The organism is Alteromonas mediterranea DE (assembly GCF_000020585.3).
Classification (GTDB): Bacteria; Pseudomonadota; Gammaproteobacteria; order Enterobacterales; family Alteromonadaceae; genus Alteromonas; species Alteromonas mediterranea.
The window spans coordinates 3,504,688-3,529,350 of record NC_011138.3 but is presented as its reverse complement, the minus strand read 5'-3'; the positions used below and the strand labels follow the sequence as shown (position 1 = coordinate 3,529,350).

General features: G+C 45.5%; 23 protein-coding genes. 13 read left to right on the top strand and 10 right to left on the bottom strand.

Annotated features, from left to right (window positions below; all coding sequences use genetic code 11):
- Window positions 1–98: 98 nt before the first annotated feature.
- Together MADE_RS15645 and MADE_RS15640 are read right to left on the bottom strand one after the other, a co-directional pair.
- Window positions 99–527 carry a CopD family protein gene (locus MADE_RS15645; RefSeq protein WP_012519611.1) on the bottom strand — a complete coding sequence of 143 codons (429 nt, stop codon included), beginning with the start codon at window positions 525–527 and terminating at the stop codon, window positions 99–101.
- A gap of 1 nt (window position 528) precedes the next feature.
- The gene (locus tag MADE_RS15640) at window positions 529–2,205 is read right to left on the bottom strand and encodes a chloride channel protein (RefSeq protein WP_023559875.1); all 1,677 of its coding nucleotides are present in this window, start codon (window positions 2,203–2,205) and stop codon (window positions 529–531) included.
- 106 nt (window positions 2,206–2,311) lie between these two features.
- Between MADE_RS15640 and MADE_RS15635 the strand changes: the two genes are divergently transcribed.
- Entirely contained in the window at window positions 2,312–3,019 is a 708-nt protein-coding gene (locus tag MADE_RS15635) for a DUF6776 family protein (protein WP_012519609.1), read from the top strand.
- A 113-nt stretch (window positions 3,020–3,132) separates the two neighbouring features.
- Here MADE_RS15635 and azu read toward each other — a convergent pair whose 3' ends face one another.
- Window positions 3,133–3,582: an azurin gene (gene azu, locus MADE_RS15630; protein WP_012519608.1), complete on the bottom strand. Its 450-nt coding sequence runs from the start codon at window positions 3,580–3,582 to the stop codon at window positions 3,133–3,135.
- Between the two features lie 413 nt (window positions 3,583–3,995).
- Here azu and MADE_RS15625 point away from each other — a divergent pair, with 413 nt between their 5' ends.
- The 4 genes from MADE_RS15625 (at window position 3,996) to minE (ending at window position 7,594) form a co-directional block, all read left to right on the top strand.
- Entirely contained in the window at window positions 3,996–5,369 is a 1,374-nt protein-coding gene (locus tag MADE_RS15625) for a class II fumarate hydratase (RefSeq protein WP_012519607.1), read from the top strand.
- 330 nt (window positions 5,370–5,699) lie between these two features.
- Entirely contained in the window at window positions 5,700–6,494 is a 795-nt protein-coding gene (minC, locus tag MADE_RS15620) for a septum site-determining protein MinC (RefSeq protein ID WP_012519606.1), read from the top strand.
- Between the two features lie 30 nt (window positions 6,495–6,524).
- Window positions 6,525–7,334 carry a septum site-determining protein MinD gene (minD, locus tag MADE_RS15615; RefSeq protein WP_012519605.1) on the top strand — a complete coding sequence of 270 codons (810 nt, stop codon included), beginning with the start codon at window positions 6,525–6,527 and terminating at the stop codon, window positions 7,332–7,334.
- Window positions 7,334–7,594: a cell division topological specificity factor MinE gene (minE, locus tag MADE_RS15610; protein ID WP_012519604.1), complete on the top strand. Its 261-nt coding sequence runs from the start codon at window positions 7,334–7,336 to the stop codon at window positions 7,592–7,594. Before minD ends, minE begins: the two co-directional genes overlap by 1 nt.
- 60 nt (window positions 7,595–7,654) lie before the next feature.
- On the opposite strand, the gene MADE_RS15605 is transcribed toward minE, so the two are convergent.
- On the bottom strand, window positions 7,655–8,494 hold the full coding sequence (locus tag MADE_RS15605) for a polyphosphate kinase 2 family protein (protein WP_012519603.1): 840 nt from the start codon (window positions 8,492–8,494) through the stop codon (window positions 7,655–7,657).
- A 130-nt stretch (window positions 8,495–8,624) separates the two neighbouring features.
- Here MADE_RS15605 and MADE_RS15600 point away from each other — a divergent pair, with 130 nt between their 5' ends.
- From MADE_RS15600 to MADE_RS15590, 3 genes are all read left to right on the top strand, one after another.
- Complete coding sequence (locus MADE_RS15600; protein ID WP_012519602.1) at window positions 8,625–9,404, top strand: hypothetical protein; 780 nt, start codon at window positions 8,625–8,627, stop codon at window positions 9,402–9,404.
- 157 nt (window positions 9,405–9,561) lie between these two features.
- Entirely contained in the window at window positions 9,562–9,906 is a 345-nt protein-coding gene (erpA, locus tag MADE_RS15595) for an iron-sulfur cluster insertion protein ErpA (protein WP_012519601.1), read from the top strand.
- A gap of 148 nt (window positions 9,907–10,054) precedes the next feature.
- The gene (locus tag MADE_RS15590; RefSeq protein ID WP_012519600.1) at window positions 10,055–10,627 is read left to right on the top strand and encodes a glutathione S-transferase family protein; all 573 of its coding nucleotides are present in this window, start codon (window positions 10,055–10,057) and stop codon (window positions 10,625–10,627) included.
- An 8-nt stretch (window positions 10,628–10,635) separates the two neighbouring features.
- Here the strand turns inward: MADE_RS15590 and MADE_RS15585 are convergent, their stop codons facing one another.
- Window positions 10,636–11,628 (bottom strand): D-2-hydroxyacid dehydrogenase, encoded by a 993-nt coding sequence (locus MADE_RS15585; protein ID WP_023559874.1) that lies wholly within the window; start codon window positions 11,626–11,628, stop codon window positions 10,636–10,638.
- Between the two features lie 156 nt (window positions 11,629–11,784).
- Here MADE_RS15585 and MADE_RS15580 point away from each other — a divergent pair, with 156 nt between their 5' ends.
- Together MADE_RS15580 and MADE_RS15575 are read left to right on the top strand one after the other, a co-directional pair.
- Window positions 11,785–13,602, top strand: coding sequence for a trans-sulfuration enzyme family protein (locus tag MADE_RS15580; RefSeq protein ID WP_012519598.1), 1,818 nt, complete (start codon window positions 11,785–11,787; stop codon window positions 13,600–13,602).
- Between the two features lie 200 nt (window positions 13,603–13,802).
- Window positions 13,803–14,249 (top strand): SRPBCC family protein, encoded by a 447-nt coding sequence (locus tag MADE_RS15575; protein ID WP_012519597.1) that lies wholly within the window; start codon window positions 13,803–13,805, stop codon window positions 14,247–14,249.
- Window positions 14,250–14,352: 103 nt separating this feature from the next.
- Here MADE_RS15575 and MADE_RS15570 read toward each other — a convergent pair whose 3' ends face one another.
- The gene (locus tag MADE_RS15570; RefSeq protein WP_012519596.1) at window positions 14,353–15,474 is read right to left on the bottom strand and encodes an alkene reductase; all 1,122 of its coding nucleotides are present in this window, start codon (window positions 15,472–15,474) and stop codon (window positions 14,353–14,355) included.
- A gap of 270 nt (window positions 15,475–15,744) precedes the next feature.
- Window positions 15,745–17,064 (bottom strand): carbohydrate porin, encoded by a 1,320-nt coding sequence (locus MADE_RS15565; RefSeq protein WP_012519595.1) that lies wholly within the window; start codon window positions 17,062–17,064, stop codon window positions 15,745–15,747.
- Window positions 17,065–17,565: 501 nt separating this feature from the next.
- Here MADE_RS15565 and fucP point away from each other — a divergent pair.
- Entirely contained in the window at window positions 17,566–18,903 is a 1,338-nt protein-coding gene (gene fucP, locus MADE_RS15560) for an L-fucose:H+ symporter permease (protein ID WP_023559872.1), read from the top strand.
- Between the two features lie 50 nt (window positions 18,904–18,953).
- Here fucP and MADE_RS15555 read toward each other — a convergent pair whose 3' ends face one another.
- The gene (locus MADE_RS15555) at window positions 18,954–20,156 is read right to left on the bottom strand and encodes an anhydro-N-acetylmuramic acid kinase (RefSeq protein WP_020744816.1); all 1,203 of its coding nucleotides are present in this window, start codon (window positions 20,154–20,156) and stop codon (window positions 18,954–18,956) included.
- A gap of 7 nt (window positions 20,157–20,163) precedes the next feature.
- Complete coding sequence (locus MADE_RS15550; RefSeq protein ID WP_012519592.1) at window positions 20,164–21,489, bottom strand: OapA family protein; 1,326 nt, start codon at window positions 21,487–21,489, stop codon at window positions 20,164–20,166.
- Between the two features lie 131 nt (window positions 21,490–21,620).
- Between MADE_RS15550 and MADE_RS15545 the strand changes: the two genes are divergently transcribed.
- Both MADE_RS15545 and tyrS read left to right on the top strand, forming a co-directional pair.
- A complete protein-coding gene (locus tag MADE_RS15545) occupies window positions 21,621–21,848 on the top strand; it encodes a hypothetical protein (protein WP_012519591.1) in 228 nt (75 codons plus the stop codon).
- Between the two features lie 69 nt (window positions 21,849–21,917).
- The gene (tyrS, locus tag MADE_RS15540) at window positions 21,918–23,117 is read left to right on the top strand and encodes a tyrosine--tRNA ligase (protein ID WP_012519590.1); all 1,200 of its coding nucleotides are present in this window, start codon (window positions 21,918–21,920) and stop codon (window positions 23,115–23,117) included.
- Window positions 23,118–23,296: 179 nt separating this feature from the next.
- Here tyrS and MADE_RS15535 read toward each other — a convergent pair whose 3' ends face one another.
- Window positions 23,297–24,655, bottom strand: a complete 1,359-nt coding sequence (locus tag MADE_RS15535; RefSeq protein WP_012519589.1) for an NAD(P)/FAD-dependent oxidoreductase — start codon at window positions 24,653–24,655, stop codon at window positions 23,297–23,299.
- Window positions 24,656–24,663 lie beyond the last annotated feature (8 nt).

Below are 24,663 nucleotides of genomic sequence, written 5' to 3'. Positions count from 1 at the left end.
GTTACTTAACTATTGCTAGGCAGTACAGTTTCCATAAGTACTGTTTCCTTAAGTGCTGTCTAGCGCGTATATTTTACGTGTTTGCTTTAGCGTTACCCCTAAAAAGGTTTCACCACCGCGAGACAAACGATAGCGAGAATAATTAATACCGGCGCTTCATTTAAAAAACGATAAAAACGGGGCGTGTGTCTGTTTTCGTCCCGTGCGAATTGCTTCATTAACTTAAACAAATAGAAGTGATACCCGTAAATAGCAAGCAACAACAGTAACTTTATATGAAGCCACCCTGACATTTTAAACCACGTGCCCCCGTAGCTGACAATAAGCGCAACGCCGAATGCCAGAGTTAACAAGGCGAATGGTGTAACAAAGAACCACAACCGGCGTTCCATCACCTTAAATTCATCCTTTACCACTTGAGATTGTGTGGTGGCATGGTAGACAAACAACCTAGGTAAATAAAATAACCCGGCCATCCATGCCAACATGAAAAAGATATGCAGTGCCTTAAACCATAAAATGTACATATTAGTAATGAGCCTTTTGTAAGAAGCTTTGCAGGATATTCCACGTAACTACGCCAATAATATCGTTAAGCTCCTGATCGTAAATATAAACAGCGCCAGAGCGCGAATTTTTGAGATGTTCATACACTTCGTGCAGTGTGGACTGCGCACTTATGCCTTCCATATCATAATAGTTTAAGGCAGATGCATCGTGTTCCAAGCTGACATTGTATTGGACCAGTTTATACTGCACATCTATTTCAAACTTTGACTTCTGAATGACAATTTTTGTTGGATTACTTTCTAAGTAGTTGAAAAGTGCAGCCTCTGGTGCATCGTGAAAAAGTTTGTACTCTGTGTTCATGGCCGCAAGTACGCCGGTTTTTTCAAGGGCCTCGCGAATAGACGAAATGGCGTAAGGTAAGTTCTGGTAGTCGAGCTGACGGATGAATATGGAACGGTTACCGAAAAACTGCGTTGAGGTCACGTAAGCAGGCACAATGACAAGCATAGCGGGCAAAATTATTTGCGGGCTATATGAAAGCTCCATAACCGCAGATAGGGCAGCAAGGGGGGCGTGCAAAACCGCAGTCAGCATGCCGGCTATGCCCAGTAAAGCGAAGCTGTTGGTAAACTCAGGAACGTTGATAAAGTAGGAAAGCGGTAATAACAACACCGCGCCTGCCAGCATGCCAATTACCATCACTGGGCCAATGATGCCCCCCGGTATTCCCAAACCAATAGCGAACACCGCCAGTATCACCTTGAATATTAGGGTAGATACCAGTAGTAAAGCGCCCGGAGAGCTATCAAACAAATGCTCTACGTCTATAAAATTAGCACCAAGCGCCTCGGGGATAAACATACCGATTGTACCGGTTATTAGCGCGGCAAGTACTAAGCGCCACACCATAGAAACGGGGCGAAACCAGGTCATAACGCTCATTAACTGGCTGTTGAATAACACCGCCAACATGCCCAGTAAAACACCTAACAGCACCAAGTAAAAGTACATCCACTGGCTGAACGCGTTAAAAGATAAAAACGACAGTTCGTTCACTTCGCCAAACACTATTCTGGTCAGTACAGAGCCGCAGGCGGCCGCTAGCATAATGGGAACAAAGATATGAATTTTGTATTCTCGAAGCACCACTTCCATAACAAAAATAACGGCGGCAAATGGGGTGTTGAACGATGCCGAGATACCTGCAGCAATGCCGCACCCAGCCAGAATACGTATACTGTTGTAAGGCAGCCTAAGCCATTGCCCTAAAAAGCTACTGCCAGAAGCGCCCATGTGCACCGATGGACCTTCTCTTCCTACAACAAAGCCCCCCACTAAGGCAAGCATGCCGCCAAAAAACTGGTTTATTGTGGTTCTAAGTGGTACATAGCCGTAATAATACTTAACCCTGTGTATAACGAAGGGGATACCCAGACGGTAATGCTTGAAGCCAGTAAGAAATGCGATGAACAGTATTAACCCTACGCTGATAAAAGGCATGATAAGCCAAACTAACCAGTCGTAGGTAAGCACAGCTTGAAGCGACGATACGCCGGTTTCTTGTAGCCACTCAACACAGAGCCGAAACAATATAATGATAAGCGCCGCGCAGGTTCCCCCTACAATGCCCAGCATGCACAACTGAATGGATGTGCGTGGGTGAGCTACTTCCTCTCTTAAAGCCTGCAAGCGCATGTTGTGGTACAGTTGATTAACGTAGCTAGCAGCTTACCATAAACACTTAAAATTCATAATATTTAGAACGCTTTAGCACTGAGTGTTTTTTATAGATGTAGAGAAGATGACAACAGATCAGTTAAAAGAAGTACTAGGCAATTATAAATGGTCACTGCTGGTGGCGCTTATTATGTTAGTCATGGTGGGGTTTGGTTATAAACTCGCCCGAATGATTGATGAGGGAGACCATAAAAAAGTACAGGCCCAGCAAGACACTATTGCCATTTTGTCTAGCGAAAATAACACCCTGATCACGAGAGTAAATCAACTTGAAGTGGCTATAGAATTATCAAAACTAGAAGCAGAAAAAATTACCAGCACCTTAAGTGAGCAGAAAAAAGAGCTAGAAGCGCAGCAAGAGCTATTAGGCTTTTACGAGCGGGTGATGGCCCCAGAAAAAGTTGATGCAGGCTTTGCCATTGAGGGGGTGGAAGTCTTTCCCGTCGCTGAAGAGACTTACCAGCTAAGAATGGTGTTACTTCAGGCGAAGCAGAAGAAAGCGGTAATAAATGGCAATGTAAAAATTGTGATTACAGGGAAGCGAAATGGCGAGCCGGTAACGCTAACATCGGGTAAATCAGGTGCATTGGGTGAGGATGTGAAATACCGCTTTCGCTTTTTCCAAGCGGTTAACCTAACGCTCAACATTCCCGGCGATATAGATATTGAAACCATCGAGTTATCTACCACTGTGTATCAATATAAAACGCGAAAAGATAACTATGAGCTAAGCGTACCTTGGAATAAGGCGCTTTCTGTTGGCGTGGAATAATTCCAAGTTAATGACTATAACTAAAGCCTGTATCGAGAAGCGTTAGCTTAGCGTAATACAGTCATAATGATAAAGGCGCACCGGTTTACTGGCGCGCCAACACGTTTTTACTATTAACTTTCTAGTGTAACCGTTCCCTGCATTATGCCAATGTGGCCTGGGAAAGAGCAGAAAAACATATAGTCTTCATCTTTACTCAACCCTTTTACTGAAAACGTGGTAGAGGTTTCTTCACCGCCGCCAATAATTTCTGTAGCGCCAATGACTCTCTCATCGTTAGGCTTAATGTAGTTATTGTCTAAACCAGCGCTCATACCGTCGGTTGCTACAGCTTGTCCATCTGCCTTGGCTGTCATAACCCAGTTATGGCCCATAGACTGTTTCGGTAACTGACCGGTATGTTTAAGCGTGACGGTAAACTCATCACAGCTTGCTGGAATAACCACATTTGACGTATTAAATTGCATAGCGTCGTTACTTTCTACGGTAACAGCACAGTCATTTGCAAAAGCGCTTGAAGCGAAGAAAAGAAACGTAGCGCCTCCAAGTAACTTCTTAATCATAGATAATGTCCTTGAATTTAGATGAATTACACCTATTGGTGGAACGAAATGGTTCATCCTTACATACGTATCAGCGTACCACTAGATCAAATCAAATGCTAATGGTTATCATTTGTTTTTATTGGTGCTATGCTCAATGTACTTTCATTCGTGTAACGGCAAGTAAACGTACACAAGGTGATATGCTGCTTGCCGCGCCAATTAAACATCAAGCTAATCAGTTGGCTTTATCGAGGCGCTAGTTAGCTTTATAGCGGTCAGAATGAAACGCAAACCGTTATATTGAGTAAAAAGAGTGATCGAATAGGCTTTGCACGGATAACAATAGATATGAGCAGGTTCAAAGCAGGGGAAGCTTGCTAAGCGCAGTACCTAAGTTTTCAACCATTTTCATCAATACAAGGACACGAGTAATGACAGCGACACGCACAGAACGCGACAGCATGGGAGAGCTTGAAGTACCCAAAAACGCACTATATGGCGCGCAAACGCAACGGGCTATAAACAACTTCCCCGTAAGCGGTCAGCAAATGCCAGAGGCATTCATTCGCGCACTCATCACCGTTAAAAAGGCAGCGGCGCAAGCAAACATGAAACTTGAAGCACTAACCGTTGACCGCGGGCAAGCCATCGTTAACGCGTGTGATGAACTTTTAGCAATGGATGATGTATTAGTACACTTTCCGGTAGATGTGTTTCAAACCGGCTCTGGGACGAGTACTAACATGAATGCGAACGAAGTGATTGCGCAGCTAGCCTCACGTAACGCGAATGAAAAAGTACACCCCAACGATCATGTAAACTATGGACAAAGTTCTAACGACGTAATACCCACCACCATTCATGTAAGTGCGGCAATTGCCCTATCGGGCGAACTCATCCCTGCGGTCGAAAGCTTAATTGAGGTGATTGAAGTCAAAGCAGAGTCTGTGGCGCAATACTGCAAGACAGGGCGTACACATTTAATGGATGCTATGCCTGTTCGTATGGACCAAAGCCTAATGGCGTGGTCGGCGCAGTTAAAACAGCAGCTAGCAACCCTTCGCTCAGTGCAGCCCGCAATTCAAACCCTAGCCCAAGGGGGGACCGCAGTAGGGACGGGGATAAACGCCCATGCCGACTTTGCCCCAGCGTTTTCTGAAACGTTAAAAGAACTTACTGATATTCCGTTTACGCCAGCAGATAATTTTTTTGCACTTATCGGCTCGCAGGATACGGCGGTAACCTTATCTGGTGCGCTGAAAAGCTTAGCGGTGACGTTAATGAAAATCGCGAACGATTTGCGCTGGATGAATTCCGGCCCGCTAGCTGGGCTTGGCGAAATAGCGTTACCGGCATTACAGCCTGGCTCGTCTATTATGCCTGGCAAGGTGAACCCGGTAATTCCCGAAGCCGTGGCGATGGCTTCTGCTCAGGTTATTGGGAATGATGCGGCCATAACCGTGGGCGGCCAGTCTGGTAACTTTGAGCTTAATGTGATGCTGCCAATGATTGCGACCAACTTGCTTTCAAGTTTGTCGCTAATGACCAACAGTGCAAGCCTTATCGGCGAACAGGCGATTAAAGGGTTTACCGTTAACCAGGATAATTTAGAAGAAGCGCTTTATCGAAACCCCGTACTTGTAACCGCCCTAAACCCGGTTATTGGCTACGCTAAAGCTGCGGAAATTGCAAAAACCGCTTATAAGGAAAACAAGCCGGTTATCGATGTGGCCGAGGCGATGACAGATATTCCCAGAGACGAGTTGGTACAACTGTTAGACCCTGAAAAGTTAACCCGGCCTTAAATATAAAACATGCCCCTAAACGCGAAAAAGTGCGACCGAGAGTCGCACTTTTTCGTCTTAACGCCGCCGTAAAAACCTGAGCAACAATGCTAGCCCCCCTTGCCGCGTAAAAACTATTCGCTTGTTGGCATGTTCTTGGCTTAGTCTTTGAAATAAAAGTATGCCAATAACGTGTTAAACACACCGCACAGTTGCTGTATGTACACGCAATTTTTGATACAGTGACACACTGAAAGATTTATACAGCTGCGTTAGACAGCAACAACATATTGCGCTAATAGGTTTTGCTTTAAAGCTTAGTCACAAGCAACACCTTTTCGGGAAGAAAAAATGACAGAAACTTGCTTTCGCATGAAGGGCACTACGCTCACCAGTATTGTGTTAGAAGTATTAGATTTTGAGCCAGATAACTTTGAAGCTCAGTTGTCTCAGAAGGTTGCCAGTGCGCCACAGTTTTTCACGCGTTCCTCACTGATATTGCACCTCATTAAGCCCCTATCGGCCACTGAATTCGAACTACTTGTTGCACTGTGTCGCAGGTTACAGCTACAGCCTATGGCGGTTAAAGGGGAAGTGGCAGAGCTAAAACCAACGATTAATGACTTAGGTCTTGCCGATGTAAGTCAAAGTAAATTCACAGATAGTACGCTTCGTTCACAAAAAACAGCGCAAAGTGCTGAGGTTAAAAGCGAAAGCACAACCAACAGCGATGCGGAGTCTGCCCAATCTCAAAATAATGAGCCGGCCGCACCGGCAAAGGCTGAAGCGATAAGCCCGCCTGCTGTAGCTACGCTAAAGCCTGCCAAGGTGATTAACCGCCCGGTAAGGTCTGGTCAGCAAGTTTATGCAGAAGGAAGCGACTTAGTAGTTACGGCATCCGTGAGTGAAGGGGCCGAACTGCTTGCCGATGGCAACATCCATGTTTACGGGACACTGCGCGGCCGTGCGCTCGCAGGCGTAAAGGGAAATACCGGCGCTCGCGTATTTTGTCAGTCGTTAGATGCAGAACTAATTTCAATTGCAGGGCAATTCATTATGCACGAAACCGTGAAAGGTGAATGCTGGAAGAAACCTGCGCAAGTATTTTTAGAAGAAGAAACGTTACGTATAGAGCCGTTGGCTTAATGCTTTGTACGCACTAATAGGAAAGAATAGATGGCAAAGATTATCGTAGTAACCTCAGGAAAGGGAGGTGTGGGTAAAACCACATCAAGTGCAGCAATTAGTACAGGGCTTGCATTAGCAGGGCACAAAACCGTGGTGATCGACTTCGATGTGGGTTTGCGAAACCTCGATCTGATCATGGGCTGTGAGCGTCGTGTTGTTTACGATTTTGTGAATGTTATTAATAAAGAAGCGTCGCTTAAGCAGGCCCTTATTAAAGACAAGCGCACAGAAAACTTGTTTATTCTACCGGCTTCTCAAACCCGTGATAAAGATGCCCTAACCGTTGATGGTGTTCAGGCCGTACTCGATGAACTTAAAAAGGACTTCGAGTTTATTATCTGCGACTCTCCAGCAGGTATTGAGCAGGGCGCACAAATGGCATTGTACTTTGCTGACGAGGCCATTGTGGTTACAAACCCTGAGGTATCATCAGTGCGCGATTCAGACAGAATCCTGGGTATTTTACAAAGCAAGTCAATGCGTGCTGAAAAAGGCGAGCCGGTAAAAGAGCACCTTCTTTTGACCCGCTACAACCCGTCTCGGGTAGAAAGCGCCGAAATGCTGAGTGTTGCTGATGTTGAAGAAATACTCGCTATCCCACTATTAGGTGTTATTCCAGAGTCAGAATCAGTGCTAAAAGCATCGAACCAAGGGCAACCGGTTATTCTTGACGAAGAGGCTAACGCAGGACAAGCTTATGCTGACGCCGTTAAACGTCTGCTAGGCGAAACTGTTCCACATCGTTTCCTTGATGCAGAGAAAAAAGGGTTCTTTAAGCGTCTGCTAGGAGGGAAGTAATGGGCATTTTTGACTTACTCAAAAAGAAGCAAAAACCGAGCACTGCGGCGGTTGCCAAGGAGCGGTTACAAATCATTGTGGCCCATGAACGTAAGAAGCGCACCGAGCCTGACTATTTGCCCATGATGCAGCAAGAGATTATTCAGGTTATCCGTAAATACGTCACTATTGCCGATGACCAGGTGTCGGTGCAGCTAGACAATAACGACGAGTGCAGCGTACTAGAATTGAACGTTACATTACCTGATAGCAACAGCTGAAGGTATTACAAAGTCACGAATCAATTGCTTGGCAAGCTAGGCGGTGAAAGTGAGTAAAAACTAATCACTACGCCTAGCTTGCGCAATGAGTGCTTCGTCGACATCAAGCTGCTTTGAAGCCTGGGCAATAAGGTTTTCATCAAGAGGCGGAGGCGCAACCTCAACACCTTCGCTTAGCGCGTTGACGATAGTTTCAAGTACGTCTATACGCGCCTGCCATTTGTATTCCCCATTAATAATATGCCAAGGCGCATAAGACGTGTGGGTGCGTTTAAACATTTCATTTGCGGCGGCAATATATTCGTTTCGCATTCGACGATTGTGTAAGTCCTCTTCAGTTAACTTCCAGCGTTTGAATGGGTTATGTAACCTCTCTTCAAAACGTTCCCTTTGTTCTTTAGATGATATATGCATAAACAGTTTTACAATGCGTACGCCGTTATCACTCAGCGTTTGCTCAAATTCGTTAATTTCGCGGTAGCTGCGCTGCCAAATAGGGCGTTCAATAAGGCTGTTCACTCGTTCCACAAGCACTCGACCATAATGGGAGCGGTCAAATATATGAAGTGAACCAGGGGGCGGGATGTGTTTCCAAAAACGATATAAAAAGTGTTTTTCCTGATCTGATTGGGCAGGCTTAGCCACTGGGAAAACAGAAACACCTCTAGGATCTAGTTTTTCTGTTAGCCGCCTTATGGCACCACCTTTACCCGAGGCATCCCACCCCTCAAAGACAATAAGCGCTCGTTTCTTTTGATGATAATAGGACTGCTGCACGTGGAATAACGCTTCCTGATAGCTTACAAGTGCGTTTTTGTATTCATCCTTACTTTTAAAACGAGAACTTCCAAAATCGTCAAAAAGACTTGGGGTGGTTGGTTTTTTAGCGCCATCTATCATAATAAATCTCTTACTATTCAATGAGTAATTTCATTCTATAAGTGTTTTTATTAATTTTTCGCGACCAGCCGTGCAGAAATAAAAAGAACGTCTACACTTACCTGTCAATTTAAGCTATCAGGATTAGAACATGCAGTTCAATGTTTACACGTTCTTTCTTTTATTCCTTATGCTCTTCTCCTCTCCTTCTTTTGCATCGCTTTGGAGCGAAAATGAACTTCATATTCAGCAAGGCAAGTTAAACCAGCCTTTCGCCGACGTGTCGGGCACCACATCAGATACAACGATAGTCACGTTTCAGCATGCCAGTGGTTGGGAGTACGGCCAACATTTTTTCTTCGTAGACTATGCCAGTACCGAGGACGACGACTCTCTCTACGCTGAGTGGTATCCAAGCCTGAGTACCCACGCTCTTTTTGACAGTACCTACGGCGGGGTATTGAAAGATATTAGTGTTGTTATGGGCGTGAATATGGCTCCCGAGTCAGATGTACTTAAGTATTTACCAGGTGTTCAGCTACATTTAGATGTAGACGGCTTCCAATTTTTAAACCTTCTGATTGCTGGGTACATAGACGACAGCGAAGGCATTAGCGCAGGCGGCGCACCAAAAGAAGGTGACAGCTGGATGCTAGATCTTGCTTGGCGATATCCATTAGCGATTAAATCTCAACACTTCTACATCGAAGGCCACGTTGAGTATATCGATGAGCGTTCTTCTGAAATACCGGGCGTCACTGTCGAATCGTGGGTATTGGCACAAGCACAAGTACGCTGGGATGCAGGAAATGCGTTTTTTGACGTTAAAGACAGGTTGTTTCTTGGTATTGAATATCAGTACTGGAACAACAAGCTGGGTACGCAAGAAAAGGACAACACCGTACAAGCGTTAGCAGTTTGGCGGTTTTAAACAGATACTTTCCGTTTTACCCTTTAACCATGAGAGATGGGGTAGCATACGGTTGAATCGTTAAGTTTCGCCCCAATAATTGCTAACTATCCGCAAGTATTAGATAATTGCGGCCAAGCACAAAGTGCAATCGCACTAGGTTAATGTAGAGGTGGGTATGTCTGTAGAAACGGCGTTGCCAATAGAGTTTTCCGACGCTGCCGCAGCGAAAGTGAAAACCCTTGTTTCAGAAGAAGAAAATCCTGATTTGAAATTACGTGTATACGTAACAGGTGGTGGTTGTTCGGGCTTTCAATACGGCTTCACGTTCGATGAGAAAGTAAATGAAGGCGATATGACCATTGAAAAAGACAGCGTGACCTTGGTGGTTGACCCTATGAGCTTACAATATCTTGTAGGTGGTGTAGTGGATTATGTGGATGGGCTGGAAGGTTCTCGATTCCTAGTACAGAACCCAAATGCCACTACAACCTGTGGCTGTGGCGCAAGCTTCAGCGTTTAGCGCTATTGAGTTGTACTCGCGAAGACTTAGATAGGTATACATCGCAACATTCTGTATGCCTATCGGTTGTCGCACTTTTCGTCTTTCCTTTGTTTACTTTTCGTGGCTACACTTGATTCATCGACGATAACTGTTTAGGACAGCGTTTATGAAACTGTATGGCTCTACCACCTCTCCTTATGTTCGCCGTATTCGTATTGTGTTGGCGTCTACGGAGCATGCGTTTTTAAACCTTCAAATATTCTCAGGTGAAGATCGCGAACTACTCGTCTCTCGTAACCCAACGCTTAAAGTTCCGTGCCTCGAAGATGACGGCCAAATGATTTTTGACTCCCGTATTATTTATAACTACCTCGCTGACAAGCTGGATCACGAAGGCTTGAGTTGGGAAGAAGAGAACCAGTTGACCTTAATCGATGCGGCTAACGATTCATTTGTACAGCTGATGTTACTCAAGCGTTCTGATTTCGACATTAGCCAAGATAAGATGTACTTCAGACTTCAAAACGAGCGCATTGAAGCAGTGCTTAGCGCATTATCCGAACAACTGGATGCAGGTGGCTTCAGCGGCTGGACATACCCAGAGATTTGCTTGTACACCATGATTGATTGGGTGCTCTTTAGAGAACTACACGACATGAAGGATTACCCTCAACTGCTGGAGTTTCATGAACAGCATCACAACCGTATTGAAGTTACCGCCACAGACCCTCGAAGCTAGGTTTTCCTCTAGTACCCACGGGAAAAGTCAAATTGGTATTTAAGTGGTTGGCCTTCAAGGTAGCGCTTGGCATTGTCTAGAAACACGTCTGCCACGTCACTTGGCTGAGACTCAGCGGCGGTATGGGCGGTAATGGTGATGTTAGGGTGGTGCCAGAAGGGGTGTGTTGTATCTAACGGCTCTTCGCGAAATACATCGAGCACAGCATGGGCAAAGGCGCCGCTATTAAGCGCATTAAGCAGCGCCTCATCATCAACTGCGCTGCCCCGTCCTGCGTTAATGAAAACACTATGGCTTTTCAGTGCGCTAAAAAAGTCATTAGACAGTAAATTATGGGTGCTAGGTGTATCTGGCATTAAATTCACTACGTGATCGCATGCATTTGCAAACGCTGTGATAGTGTCTGGTGTGTACACCTTTTCTACCCCTTTTATATTGTCGCCACTTCTCGTTAAGCCTACAACCTTCATACCCAAAGCGTGGGCGACAGGAATAAGTGCTTGGCCTATACTGCCTAACCCCGCAACGCCTAGTGTTTGGCCATGTAGGGGAATGCGTTGCGACGCTTCCCATTTCGGCACACCGGCGCGCTGGTTTTGCTCAAAAGCCTTTGTGTTTCTGGCATGCTGAAGTAAATAGGCAAAAACGTATTCACGCATAAGTTTGCCAAAAATACCTTTTAGCCCAGTTAGGTTGTAGTCTGTTTTAGTGGCGTTGAGAAGCGGGGCGTTACCCGCCCAGGTTGACTGGCACCAGACCAATGTTGAACACTTATCAATGATAGAAGCGGTAAGGTCGGGGTCGGCGAGTAATACGGTCACATTTTCTGCATCGACCGCGTCAGGGCGATGGGTAACGCATTCAAGCTCGATAAGTGGCTGGCCATCCCCTCGTCTGAACGTCTGATTATTAGCCAGTTTGTCGCGAAGTGCTTTAGCAATCTCATGAGCCTCATCGCTTAAAATTGTCAGCTTAATCATCTTTGAACCCCTTACTGTCATTCGCTTATCCTTCCCAAAGTAAACTTTTCTTTCCTATGCATGGACGTAAAATCGTCGCACTAGTTGTTCTAAAAATGTGATTTAAGTTTTACATTTTTGTAAATAGTGTTGGTGCGCGCTAACGCGTATCTGAAGTCAATTCGCAATGGAATCGCCATGCAGTCAGAAAATAACTATCAAAACTCCGTATCAACCGATGTTGATGTAAAAAATGCTAAAGTGCTTTCGCCTAAGCGTAACACGACTAAAGCTGAAACCACCGAAGGTTTGGTGGAAGAACAGCTTTCTCATTTTGGCATTGATGCCTCAAGCGAGTATGGCAAAGCCCTTGCGAATACGGCCCATCATTTATACGGCGCCCATGCGAGCGTGATGCAGCTGTGGGACATTACCAGCAATACGCTGCAAGGGCTCGATAAAGAAGACCGAGTGGCATATTTCAATGCTAAAAAGTTTCTATCTTTTCAAATCGCTAAAATTTTGGATACGTTACAAAACCCATTTCGCGCAACTTACCAAAGTTTATCAAGCGGAAGTGGCTCTCAGGGGCACTATCCTTTATTTGATAACGTGACTGCGCTGTTTTCGGCAACACCTGTGGTAGTTAGAACCGCAACCTATGTGTATGCCTGTACTGAATGGGTAGACGATGCGTTTCACGGTAAAGAGTTTACCCATCAAATTTACTCGCGTTTATTAAATCCTACTAACATCTCGCTCGCTAATGCGATTGTTGATATGGAAGCTGGCCCTTATGCTGCTGACTATTTGGCGTGGAACTTTAATTCGGGTATGGCTGCAATAGACGCCTGCTTGTCTAATGTATTGAGCCATGGCGATGTACTCATTGTTTCTCGAAACGTTTACGGCGGCGTGTATCAACTGCTTCACGATTATTTCGCTCGACAAAACAGAATGGATATTCAAATAGCATGGTTTGACGGTTACGACACGCAAAGCTTTGCGAAATTTATGCAGCAAACCAAAGCGGAGTATGCTGATCGCCTAGATAATGGCGCTAACATGCATGTTTATTTAGAGTCGCCTTGTAACCCCCATGGTTACGTTTTGGATGTGCCAGGAATCTGTGAGCTAGCCCATGCGCAAAATGCATTAGTCATGTTAGATTCCACGCTGGCAACGCCCGTGCTTCACCAGCCGCTGCAACACAAAAATAAAGCTGCACGGCCTGACTATGTTATTCACAGCTACACCAAGGACTTGTGTGGTAGCGGGGCAACAACGGCGGGGGTTGTAATAGGCGAGGGGCATCGTATGTTTCAGCCTAAAGGAAGTTCAGTCAATGGGGTAGACTGGTCTGAGACCATGTTTTGGGATGTGTACTACATTAAAGGCGCGTTTCTTGATTCTGAAAAAGCATTTGATGTGCTAAATGGCATGAAAACCCTTGAACAGCGCATGATGACCAAAGTCATTAATACTCAGGTTTTTACCTCTTTCCTTAACGCGCATAATCAAATTAGGGTGAACTGCCACGCAATGCCAGAGCATGAAAACGCGGGGCTTCGTGAAAAACAGCATACGCATGGCTGGCCTTGTACGCTGTTCACCGTAGATATGGCTCCCGCAAACTTGCCTCGCGATGTATTCGTGCGTTTCTTCGATGCGTTAGAGCCGGCATTTAGCCATCAGGTAAGCATAGGTCAAAACAATACGATAGTCTTATGTCCTGCACTTACGTCTCACTCTGAGCTAAGTAGCGATGAACAGAAAAAGGCAGGCATAGAGCTTACAACAATGCGTATCGCCATGGGGACTGACAATGTAAAACAGTTAATTGCCCATTTTATGCTAGCCGCAAAGCATTTTATTGAACCGCATGCGCCAGGCTTTTGTGAGAAGTTTATGGCGAACGCTGATATTGACGCATTGTACGTCTCGGTAAGCGAAAGAGTATGTTCACAGCACTTTAGCAGCAAAGCCAGTATGGATTCGCTCATGAAAGGTGCATAAGTGTACGTTTAAGCTTAAGAAAATGCTGTAAGCTGTCGATACCGTTATGAGGATGTTCTCCTTCTCCCGGGCCTTTCCTTACGCGGGCTCGGGATTTTTTTATCTGCATCAAAGCGACATAGGGCTTAGCGCTTTTAGGCCTTTGGTGTACAGTAATAAATAAAATACCCTTAACAGTTAAACGTAACTAAGGCGGCGTTATGCACGAGTTTAAAATTGATGTGACCCTAGATGCATCATTGCCCTTTGTTTTTGCGGCGTTTCATGAGCCTGAATACCTTTCTCAGTGGTTTGCGCCTGGCGATTGCATGGTGACTCAAGTCATGATCGACTTTAAAAGTGGTGGGCGCTACCGCATCAAAATGATGTACCCGAGTGGCATAGAAATGTCGTTGACCGGTGAATACGTGCTTATTTTAGCTAACGAGCAGCTGTCTTTTTCTTGGGCATGGGAAGATAACATGGAAGAGTCTGTTATGACATCCGTGGACGTTCACTTTGAAGAAACGGAAGAAAATCAAGTGCGCTTAGTGCTTTTGCAGCAGGGGTTTATGAATAAAAAAGAATGCGATCAGCACCACTTTGCGTGGATGTCGTGCTTAGAAAAATTGGCTGTGCTATCGAAAAAGAAAAAAACGTTCAGCTAAAACCTATGTGCTATTAGGTATGCGCGCTTTCAAGTAATAAATAGCGTGTTTAAAAGGCAGAGGCGTTGCTCTGCCTTTTACATTAACGCTCGCTGCCCTTTGGTTAGGTCAACGATGTCATTGCTTCTTTTCCACTCTTCTCTTGGTAAGTCTCGTAGTCGTTGTAGCCTTCCTCGCCACCACCATACCACGTCGACGGGTCGTCAAATGAGGCAAGAGGGTAGTCATGCTTGAAACGGGTAGGCAAATCCGGGTTGGTGATCCAAGGTCTACCAAAGGCAATCATGTCCGCATCGCCGTCAGCCAGTCGCTTCTCAGCGTCTTCTTTCGTGTAGCCACAGTTACCCATTAACATGCCATCGTACAGCGCTCTGAACTCGGCTAACGTCATGGCTTCACCGCGCTCATGAAAGCCAAATGCTAAGCCGTCCATAACGTGAAGATAGCCCACTTTCAACTTATTTAACTGTTGTGCGACATAGGTAAAGGTCTCGCGGAAATCATCTGCGCCCATATCATTAAAGGCGCCATTTGGCGATAATCTGACCCCTACGTTTTCCTCTGGCCACACGCCTAACACGGCGTCCATTACCTCAGCTAAAAAGCGGTAGCGATTTTCTAGATTACCGCCATAGCTGTCTTCTCGTTGATTGCTACGGCTATCTAAAAATTGATTGATAAGATAGCCATTCGCAGCGTGAACCTCTACGCCATCGAACCCTGCGGTTTTGGCGTTAATGGCTGCTTTTTTGTAGTCTTCCACGGTGCGTTTAATATCGTCTAACGTCATCGCTTTTGGCACTTCGTAAGGCTTCTTGCCTTTGGGCGTGTGTATCTCGTCACCTTCGATTTTTATGGCCGAGGCCGACAAGGGCAAATCTCCGTTGTGAAAATCGCTGTGAGAGGCCCTGCCAGTGTGCCACAGTTGAAGAACAATTTTGCCACCCGCCTCGTGAACGCGATTTACAATAGAACGCCAACCTTCAACCATGTCGTCGGTATAAATTCCAGGGGTATCAACCCAGCCAATGCCTTCTTCTGAAATGGCGGTTGCCTCTGTGATGATAAGACCTGCATCGGCACGTTGAACGTAGTGATCGCCCATGATTTTATTCGGTATGCGGTCTTCACCCGCACGCCCTCGCGTCATTGGCGCTAATACCATGCGGTTTTGCAATGTGTTGCTGGCCCAATCAAACGAGCTAAAAAGTACTGAATCTGTCATTCACTATCCTTATTTTATGTGTAATACGTTGTCGCAAAGATTCATCTGGTGATAAGACCAATGACCATGTGGGCCCTTATTTCGGTATGCAAAAATGGACAGCTGACCAAAACAACACCACGATGTAACCATTAAGCGATGTGCAGTAGTAGTGAATACACAATTTGTACGCGGTTGGATTGCTTAAACCGTACTTTATAATAATGACGGTGATTACATTGATAAGAGCGCTTAATGCGCTCTTATTTTATTGACGGGAAATAGTACAGACTATTGTATGAGAAGACCCGCAAGATTTACGTCAAACCTTAGGCCCAATACAATCGCATCATCAAGCTCGCTAACTCTGTCGCGTTCTGCGAACTGATCGGGGTTAATAATATAGTGTACATTTGGCTGAATGCGAACGTGTTGGTTTAACTGATAACCGTAGCTCAACTCCAACATTGTTTGACTACTCGGTGGGGTGCCCACACCGCCATTCATCGCTCGCAATATACGTTGGTCTTCTAAGGCCTCATCGGTGTACTGCTGTCGGGTGAAGACGAATCCAACAGTATCGTTAGGTCGAGAAGCAAGCGTTCCGCGCATTACTAAACCCGCTTTAAGATAATAGTCTTCAATCAGTTCCCCCGACGTGCCGGTAAGCACAGCGCCAAATAAGGTTAACCCTTCTTTAGTGGACGGGTTGGGGCGAGTGACGGTCTGCTCGAAGCGAGCAAACACACCGGAGCGACCATTTCGAACGGCGTAGTCATTTCCCGATAAGGCGGCATAATTTCCTTGCTCGTCAAAAACTGGGTCGGTGTAGTCAGCACCGTCATACCAGCCGCCAATTTCATATCTTCTTGGTAACGCATCGTTATCCCACGTTGTCTGGTAGCCTAGCGTAAAAGGGACAACAACGCCTGTGGCTTCATTCGTAGCCCAGTCAAAACCATGGTCGCCTAAGTCCTGATGGCTTGTGTTATCTTCATAAATACCCGTGTGGAAATACGTGTTTGATGATAGCCAATATTTTGCGTGACCACCCCAGCTAGACACAGGCCACCAAGTAAAGTTACTGGTTCTAAATACAAAAGTAGGGTTTCCGCATGCCGCGTTGGTCTGAAAATACTGACACAGTTCAGATCCTAAGAAACTAATATTAGCTACGGTACGGCCGCCTTCCAGTTCTAAATCGCCATCCAAAAAGGTCGAGGCAATGGTGAACCGAGCGAGGCGGGTGTTTTGACCGCCAAAGATTTCCTGTACCGACGTACTGTTACCAATATAATGTTCTGCTAAATTTTTACCGTGTCGGTTGGTCATCGCAACATGAATTTTTGTATCTTCCCAGTTGAACAGGGTATTTAGATCGAGCTCCCCTCCTACAAAAAGCTGCCCTGCGTATGCACTGCCTCTGCGCTCACCGCCTTCGACGTTAGTTGCCGATTCCCCGGTGTAGCTTGCTTGAAAGTCGAAAGCATCTTGCCACTTGCCTTGGTCGGCCTGGGCTGTGCCAGACACCAAAAGAGTGGTTGATAGTAAAGCTGCACTCAGGTTTTGCTGAAAGCCTCCGGTATTTTTAATTCGCGTAGGTTTTCTCATCATTATTCTCTCTGTCAAAATTGCTCGTTTAACCCAAACTTGTGTTAGTTAGGGAACGCAGACACCAATACGTTTTTGCTAACTCTTTGTTGAAACTAACTAAACTGGAAGTTAGCAAGATTACAACGCATTAACATTTGTGGCTTTNGAGCGAAATTTATCTGACCTTTCTATTTAAATCAACCTTGTTTATTTAAATTATTTACAGATTGTGTTGTTTTTTGGTTAACGGGGTTTTCTGTTTTTGATAACTCTAGTCACCTCGTTGTGCTAAGTTTTATTGAATCTATAGGTGAGTTATCTGTATGAAATTTATGAATTTATCTTTGAATAGTTAAAGGGTGACGAATAAGTCAGAGCTGGATTGTTAAAACCTTTCTACATCAAAAGTATAATTTTAAGCATAATTCCTAATAAGTAAATTAAATTGATTTATTGACAGGTGTGCTGGGCAGTGATTAAATTGCTTAACTAATTATTTACAAGCGAAAGGCCGTTCTTATGAAAAACAACGCCCCTTTGGTTTCCAAAGACACATTGCTCCCTTTTATATTGTTAACGATTTGCTTTGCTGCATGGGGGGTGGCTGCAAATATGACAGATCCTCTGGTGAAGGTGTTTAGTAAGATATTTACTATGTCGTCTTTGCAATCTGCACTTGTTCANTTTGCTTATTATGGTGCTTATTTTTGTTTGGCAATTCCTGCTGCGTTTATCAATAAACGTTTTTCGTATAAAACTGGTGTACTTACCGGTTTAGGTTGCGCAGCGGCCGGTGCCTTTTTGTTTTACCCTGCAAGTCAAACCATGACGTACGGTTTTTTCTTGGCCGCACTTTTTGTACTAGCAGGGGGGCTTTCGATCCTTGAAACGTCTGCAAACCCCTACGTAATGGCGATGGGCAACGAAAAAAGTGCCACTCGCCGCTTAAATTTGGCGCAAGCATTTAATCCGGTAGGCACAAACCTTGGGGTATTTCTGGCTGCCACACTTATTCTGCCCAATCTCAATCAAGCGTCGGCAGAAGAGCGTGCTGCTATGTCGGTAGGTGAACTTAAATCTGTGATAGGTTCAGAGCTTGATGCAGTTATGTTGCCTTATGTTGGTATGGCTTGCGTGCTGGTTGTTGTATGGATTGCGATTGCGCTTACTAAAGCGCCAATTCAAGAGTCGGTAGAGGCTCGCGCGGAAGACGTGAACTTAGGTGCATCCCTGAAGCGCTTAGTTGCTAATAAGCATTACCGCTTTGGTGTCCTTGCTCAGTTTTTCAATGTTGGCGCACAGACTTGTGTATGGACGTTTACCATTCAGTATGCAATGGAAGCGACTGGCGGCAATGAAGTTAGCGGCGGTGAGATTTTACAATACAGCATGATTGTATTTCTTATTTCGCGCTTTGTGATGACGTGGCTAATGCAGTATCTCTATCCAGCAAGACTACTGATGATCATGTCGCTAGTTGCAATGGCATTGTGTATTTTCATGACACAGTCACCTAACTTGGCAGGGGTAATTGCACTTGTTTCAATTTCTGCTTGTTTATCTCTGATGTTTCCTACCATCTACGGTATTGCTCTTGAAGGCTTAGGCGAAGACACTAAGCTAGGGGCGGCGGGATTGGTCATGGCTATCTTAGGGGGGGCAATTATGCCGCTTTTCCAAGCAGCCATTATTGATAGCGCTGGTATCGTAATCTCTTATGTTGTTCCCGCTATTTGCTTCCTTCTTGTAGGCAGTTACGGATTCTTCGACATGCGTGCTAAGAAGGTGAGCGCTAAACCGCAGGCCGATGTAAAGCTTCAAGCGGTCAAAGATATGGAGATGGGGATCGCTAAGTAATTACTGAGATGTACGACGATAGGGCCAATGGATAACCATTGGCCCTTTTTCTATGTCTTTTTATACATGGCCCCCAACACTGACGGTTTCGATGCGCCAGTGACTTCAGGGACATTACCCGGTATATCATGTATATAAGCGTGTGCGAGCCAAGCAAACGCTGCCCCCTCTACATGCTGTGGGTGAATGCCTAGGGTAAAGCTGTCTGAAACGCGGTAGTGACTTAATGTATCTTCAAGGTATTTCACTAACGATTTATTGAATGCACCGCCGCCACAAACAATAACTTCGCTGACATCGCCATCGGCGTTCTTCGCGGGTAAGTGTCGCTTAATTTCAGTAGCAATAGTCTCGCCTGTTAAAACGAGTAAGGTAGCCTGAACGTCTTGCGGGGCTAAGTTAAGGTCTGTTTCTTCACTTTCTAAATGGGCACTAGAAGGGAAGTAGTCAGCAAGCGTATTGCTAAGCCAATCAATATTAAAATACTCCCTTCCAGTACTTTTGGGGGCGGGCAAACTGAAATATTTGTCGAGTAAAAGTTGCTGAAGCAACCCATTATGCGGGTTGCCAGATGCAGCCCAAGCCCCGTCTTTATCGAAAGGTTTATTACAGTGAAGGCTAATCCACTGGTCCATTAACGTGTTGCCAGGGCCTGTATCGAAACCCTTAGGGGGGACGTTATCACGCTCTGGTGCTAGCAAAGAGATATTCGCTATGCCCCCAATATTGACCAGTGCACGATGGCTGTGATTAGAAGCAAATACCGTATTGTGGAACGCTGGAACCAAGGGGGCACCTTGCCCCCCTAGTGCGATATCTTTACGCCTAAAGTCGGCGATAACATCTATGCCCGTAAGCACGGCAATCGTATTAGGGTCGCCAAGTTGACAGGTAAAGCCGCGAATCGATGAATTTGAAAACTGTGCAGACAACACATCTGAATTAGGGTGGTGACGTACTGTCTGTCCATGCGACCCTATAGCGGTAATGTCTGATGCTGTGAGGCTGCTTTTTTCCAATAGCTCTAGAGTAACTTGCGCAAAGACTTCCGCTACCAGTCGGTCGGCAATACTAAACGTATTAAGCTCGTCAGGGCCTTCACTGCAAAGCACGTTTAGTGCTGAGAGCAATTCTGTCGGGTAGGGAATGGAATGGGCGGCGAGAGTGTTACAAGAGGTATGCGTAATATCGCATAGGACGGCGTCAACGCCGTCCATGCTAGTGCCTGACATTAGGCCGATATATTTTGCCATCGTGCCGCTATTTCATCGCAAGCATAATACGTTTGTTGTTATTAAGTTGCTGCTGGCGCAGTTTAGCTATTTCCATAAATCTTTCTCGCTCTTCCTTTGCTATCGGTAATGCTTTTGGTAGTTCTACTGTACGAGGGTTTCTATGCACACCATCTACTAAGAATTCATAGTGCAAGTGAGCACCGGTTACCATACCCGAACTACCGAGATAGCCTACCGTTTGACCCTGCTTAACGACATCGCCCACTTTAACAGCACGCTTCTTAAAGTGTAGGTACTTGGTGGTGTATTTTTCACCATGCTGGATGAAAACGTGATGTCCGTTATATTTATCATAGCCTGCTTTGATAACTTTACCATCCCCTGCCGCCATTATAGGGGTGCCAACGGCAGCCACATAGTCTGTGCCTCGGTGGGCTTTCCAACGCTTTTGTACCGGATGGAAACGGGCTTTAGTAAAGTTAGAGCTTACGTATCTGAAGTTAACCGGCGCGCGCAAGAAGCTCTTACGCATACTGCGTCCTTCAGGCGTGTAATATGTGCCATCTTCGTGAAGAATGGCGCTAAAATGTTCGCCTTGGTTAGTGAATTCCGCTGCAACAATATCGCCGTAACCAACAAATTCGCCATCGATATATTGTTCTTCAAACACGACATTGAAGGTGTCGCCAGAGCGAATTTCCATTGCAAAGTCGATATCCCAGCCAAAAATACCTGCCAAATTCATGATTTGGTTGCTGGTTAACCCGGCATCGCGGGCTGCATTCCAAAAGCTTGAGTGAATTTCACCTTGGGCGAAGTTATAGCGAATATCGACGGCCCGTTTTTCAACTTCAGCCACTAAGCTACTGTTTTCTTCTGACGTGTCAGGGCGAACAAATAAGGTTTCTGTTGACGATAACTTGTATTTAAGCTCGCCAAAACTGCCGTCGTTATTCGCTTTAAACGATAGCTCATCGCCCGGTAGCAAGGTCACTAAGGTTTTACTTAGCTCGCCAGCTCGCGTTACATTGTAAACGTCGCGAGAGGTAAAACCCGCCCGTTTAAAAAGCTTAGCTAAAGTGTCGCCACTACGAACCTTATAGGTTTGCCACGTAGACTCTTCTTCACCGGAAAATACGTCTGTTGAAGGCGTAATGTGAAGATCTACAGGGTAACGAACCCCCGCGTCTAGAATATGTGCCTCTTGATGACGGCTAGCCTCGACGGGCTCCGACGGCAAAAGGATAAGCCCACCAAGAAACAAGCTTGCGATAGCAATGCCTGTTCTATGTTGCTTAGGTAAATTTTTATATAAATGTAGCGCTTTTGAAGCGTCTAATTTCTTTCTCATACTACAGCCCACCTGAGAAATGTTATGTGCACAGCACTATTTCACATACGTTGCTTAAAAATGCAACTTTTCTCATTATTTTGTTAGCGCAAATTGTTACACCCAATAGCTCTTAAACACGCGATTATATTATGCGTTATCTAAATATTGGTGAGTGTGAGGGGGGAGGGCTGGAGCAAACCCTCCACCGCAGGGAAGCGGTGGCGGAGCGCCCATGGATGGGTTTACCGCGTGTTTGCGAAAGCCCTCCCCCTTACATTCAGTCCAACGTTATTCAATACGCTAATTTTGCGTTCAAAGCTGTTGGGTTTAACAACATGACTGTTTGTAATCCGTTTTTTGACGCGCAAACCTTTTAATGGTTCCGTTGTACGCGTAAAATGCCCGCCAATATTGAATGTAGTGTTATCAAAGAGTGTGATTAACAAATGAAAGATTGGCAAACAGCGCTAGCTGAGATTAAACGGGGCGTCGATGAAATACTCCCCGAAGAGGATTTAATTGAAAAACTAAAATCCGGCAAAACCCTAACCATTAAAGCGGGTTTTGATCCAACTGCGCCTGATCTGCATCTTGGTCACACTGTGTTGATCAACAAGTTGCGTACATTCCAGCAACTAGGCCATAAAGTTGTTTTTCTTATTGGTGATTTTACCGGCCTTATTGGCGATCCTACAGGTAAAAATGTCACACGCAAGCCTTTAAGTAAAGAACAGGTATTAGAAAACGCGAAAACGTATCAAGAACAAGTGTTCAAGATCCTTGATGAAGAGAAAACGGAAATTCGTTTTAATTCTGAATGGATGGACGGACTTGGTGCAGCAGGCATGATCAAACTTGCGGCAAGCCAAACCGTGGCCCGTATGCTAGAGCGTGATGACTTTAAAAAGCGTTACAACAACGGCCAGCCTATCGCTATTCACGAGTTCTTGTACCCGCTGGTGCAAGGTTGGGACTCTGTGGCTCTTGAGTCAGATGTTGAATTAGGCGGTACCGATCAGCGCTTTAACCTACTTATGGGTCGTGAGCTTCAAAAAGAGCAGGGCCAAAAGCAGCAGTCTATTGTCATGGTTCCGTTGCTTGAAGGTTTAGATGGCGTTCAAAAGATGTCAAAGTCGTTGAACAACTACATTGGTATTACAGATACGCCTAATGAGATGTTCGGTAAGGTGATGTCTATTTCTGATGATTTGATGTGGCGCTACTACGACCTGGTTAGCTTCCGTCCTCTTGAGGAAATTGCAGAGCTTAAAGCGCGCGTTGAAGGCGGTGAAAACCCGCGTGATATTAAAATCATGTTGGCAAAAGAAATCATTGCCCGTTTCCACGACGATGCAGCCGCTGAAGGCGCACACCAAGACTTTATTCAACGCTTCCAGAAAAATGCCATCCCTGATGACATGCCCGAGCTTGAAATAGCACTAAGCGACGAAGGCATCGCTATCGGCAATTTATTAAAAGAAGCGAAACTTGTTGGTTCAACGTCAGATGCCATGCGCATGATTAAACAAGGCGCAGTTAAAATAAATGGCGATAAGGTGGAAGACACCCGTTTAGTGATTACCGAAAAAGGTGAAAACGTGTATCAGGTAGGTAAACGCAAGTTTGCCCGTATCACGCTAGCTTAAAGCCTCACTAAACTAGTATTTGAAAGCCCGCTTATTTAAGCGGGCTTTTTTTTACCTATAATTCCAACATAGGAACGAAGCCGCCATAAATAAGGCGCTTACCGTCGAATGGCATGGGGTTTTCGCTTTCCTGCATACAATGGTGAATACGGCAGACTTACCGTAATAATTCACTAAGACTAACGCTCTGCAATTTTTGCCCATTGATATAAGCCGTGCAGCGCTAGTCTTCTTGCCTTGGGAAACGGGTATGTTTTAAGTGGTGATTGATAAATAGGAAGAGATAAATCGACGTCGCTTGTACCCATCATTCGTTGAGCGAGGCGTTGCCCGGCAAAAGCGGCAAAGGAAACCCCTGAACCACAATATCCCATAGCATAACCGATAGAATAAGCAGAGCGCTTTGCGTTATTACTGCTCGCTTCACTGTTTACGAAAATACGTGGCATGCTATCTAGCGACACGCTCACCCAACCACTCCAGAAATAGTCCATGGCGATACCTTTAAGTGCTGGAAAGCTTTTTACCATGGCGTCGTAAAGGCGCTTTTTCTCTGTCGCGTTATCTGCATCTTTGCCTTTTACTGCCCCACGGCCGCCAAACAACAATCGACCGTCTGGCAACACCCGGTAGTAGTATTTCATCATCCGCGTATCCATAAAACTCATGGGTGTGGTTAACCCGGTTGAAGCGCGTTGTTCATCATTTAAAGGAGCGGTAACAAAGATACTCGACTGTACGGGGAACTGCTTATTGTCTACGCTTTCATGAAAGCGTTTAGGTGTATAGGCGTTTGTTGCAATAAGTATATGCTTAGCTGATACTGAACCGCTTGGCGTGGTGACAAGGTACCCTGTTTTTTGCTTTTCAATGCGAATGGCAGGCGAGTCGTAGAAAAGCGTGGCACCAAGTTCTTTAGCGACTCTTGCATATTCGCTCGCCAGTTTTAAAGGGTGTAAACATGCGCCTTCAAGCTCAACGCCACCGTAAGCCCCTTCTATACCAAAGCGCGCGCTTAGGTCTTTTGGAGTGAGGGTAGTGCTTGGTACATTGAAGTTTGATGCAAGATGTTTAGCACTGGCGCATAGTTGCTCGGCTTGCTTGACGTTATGGGCCAATTTTAAATAAGGCCCTTCTACTAAATCGACCTGCATATTAAAGTCTGTAATACGCTGATTGAGCAAGCTCACCGCCTCATCGAACTCTCCCTGCATACCCTTAGCAACCGCATATCCCCATTTATTTTCAATGGCGCTCAAAGACAGTCGGCCGCTTCCAGAAAGGATAAAACCGCCATTGCGGCCTGCACAGCCGAACCCGAGAGAATTTGCATCAAGTAGCGTAACGTCCTGCTTAGCTTGAGCTAGCGTGATTGCAGCAGACAGCCCGGTGTAGCCGCCACCTATGATCAAATAATCAGTACTTATTTTTTTGTGTAGGGGAGGCTGTGCCATAGGCTGATGTGTGGCGTGCCAGTAGCTTAATGCTGCCGGAAGCGATGATGAAACACCACGGGAAATAAGCGGGTCGTAGGTCATAAAGAGGG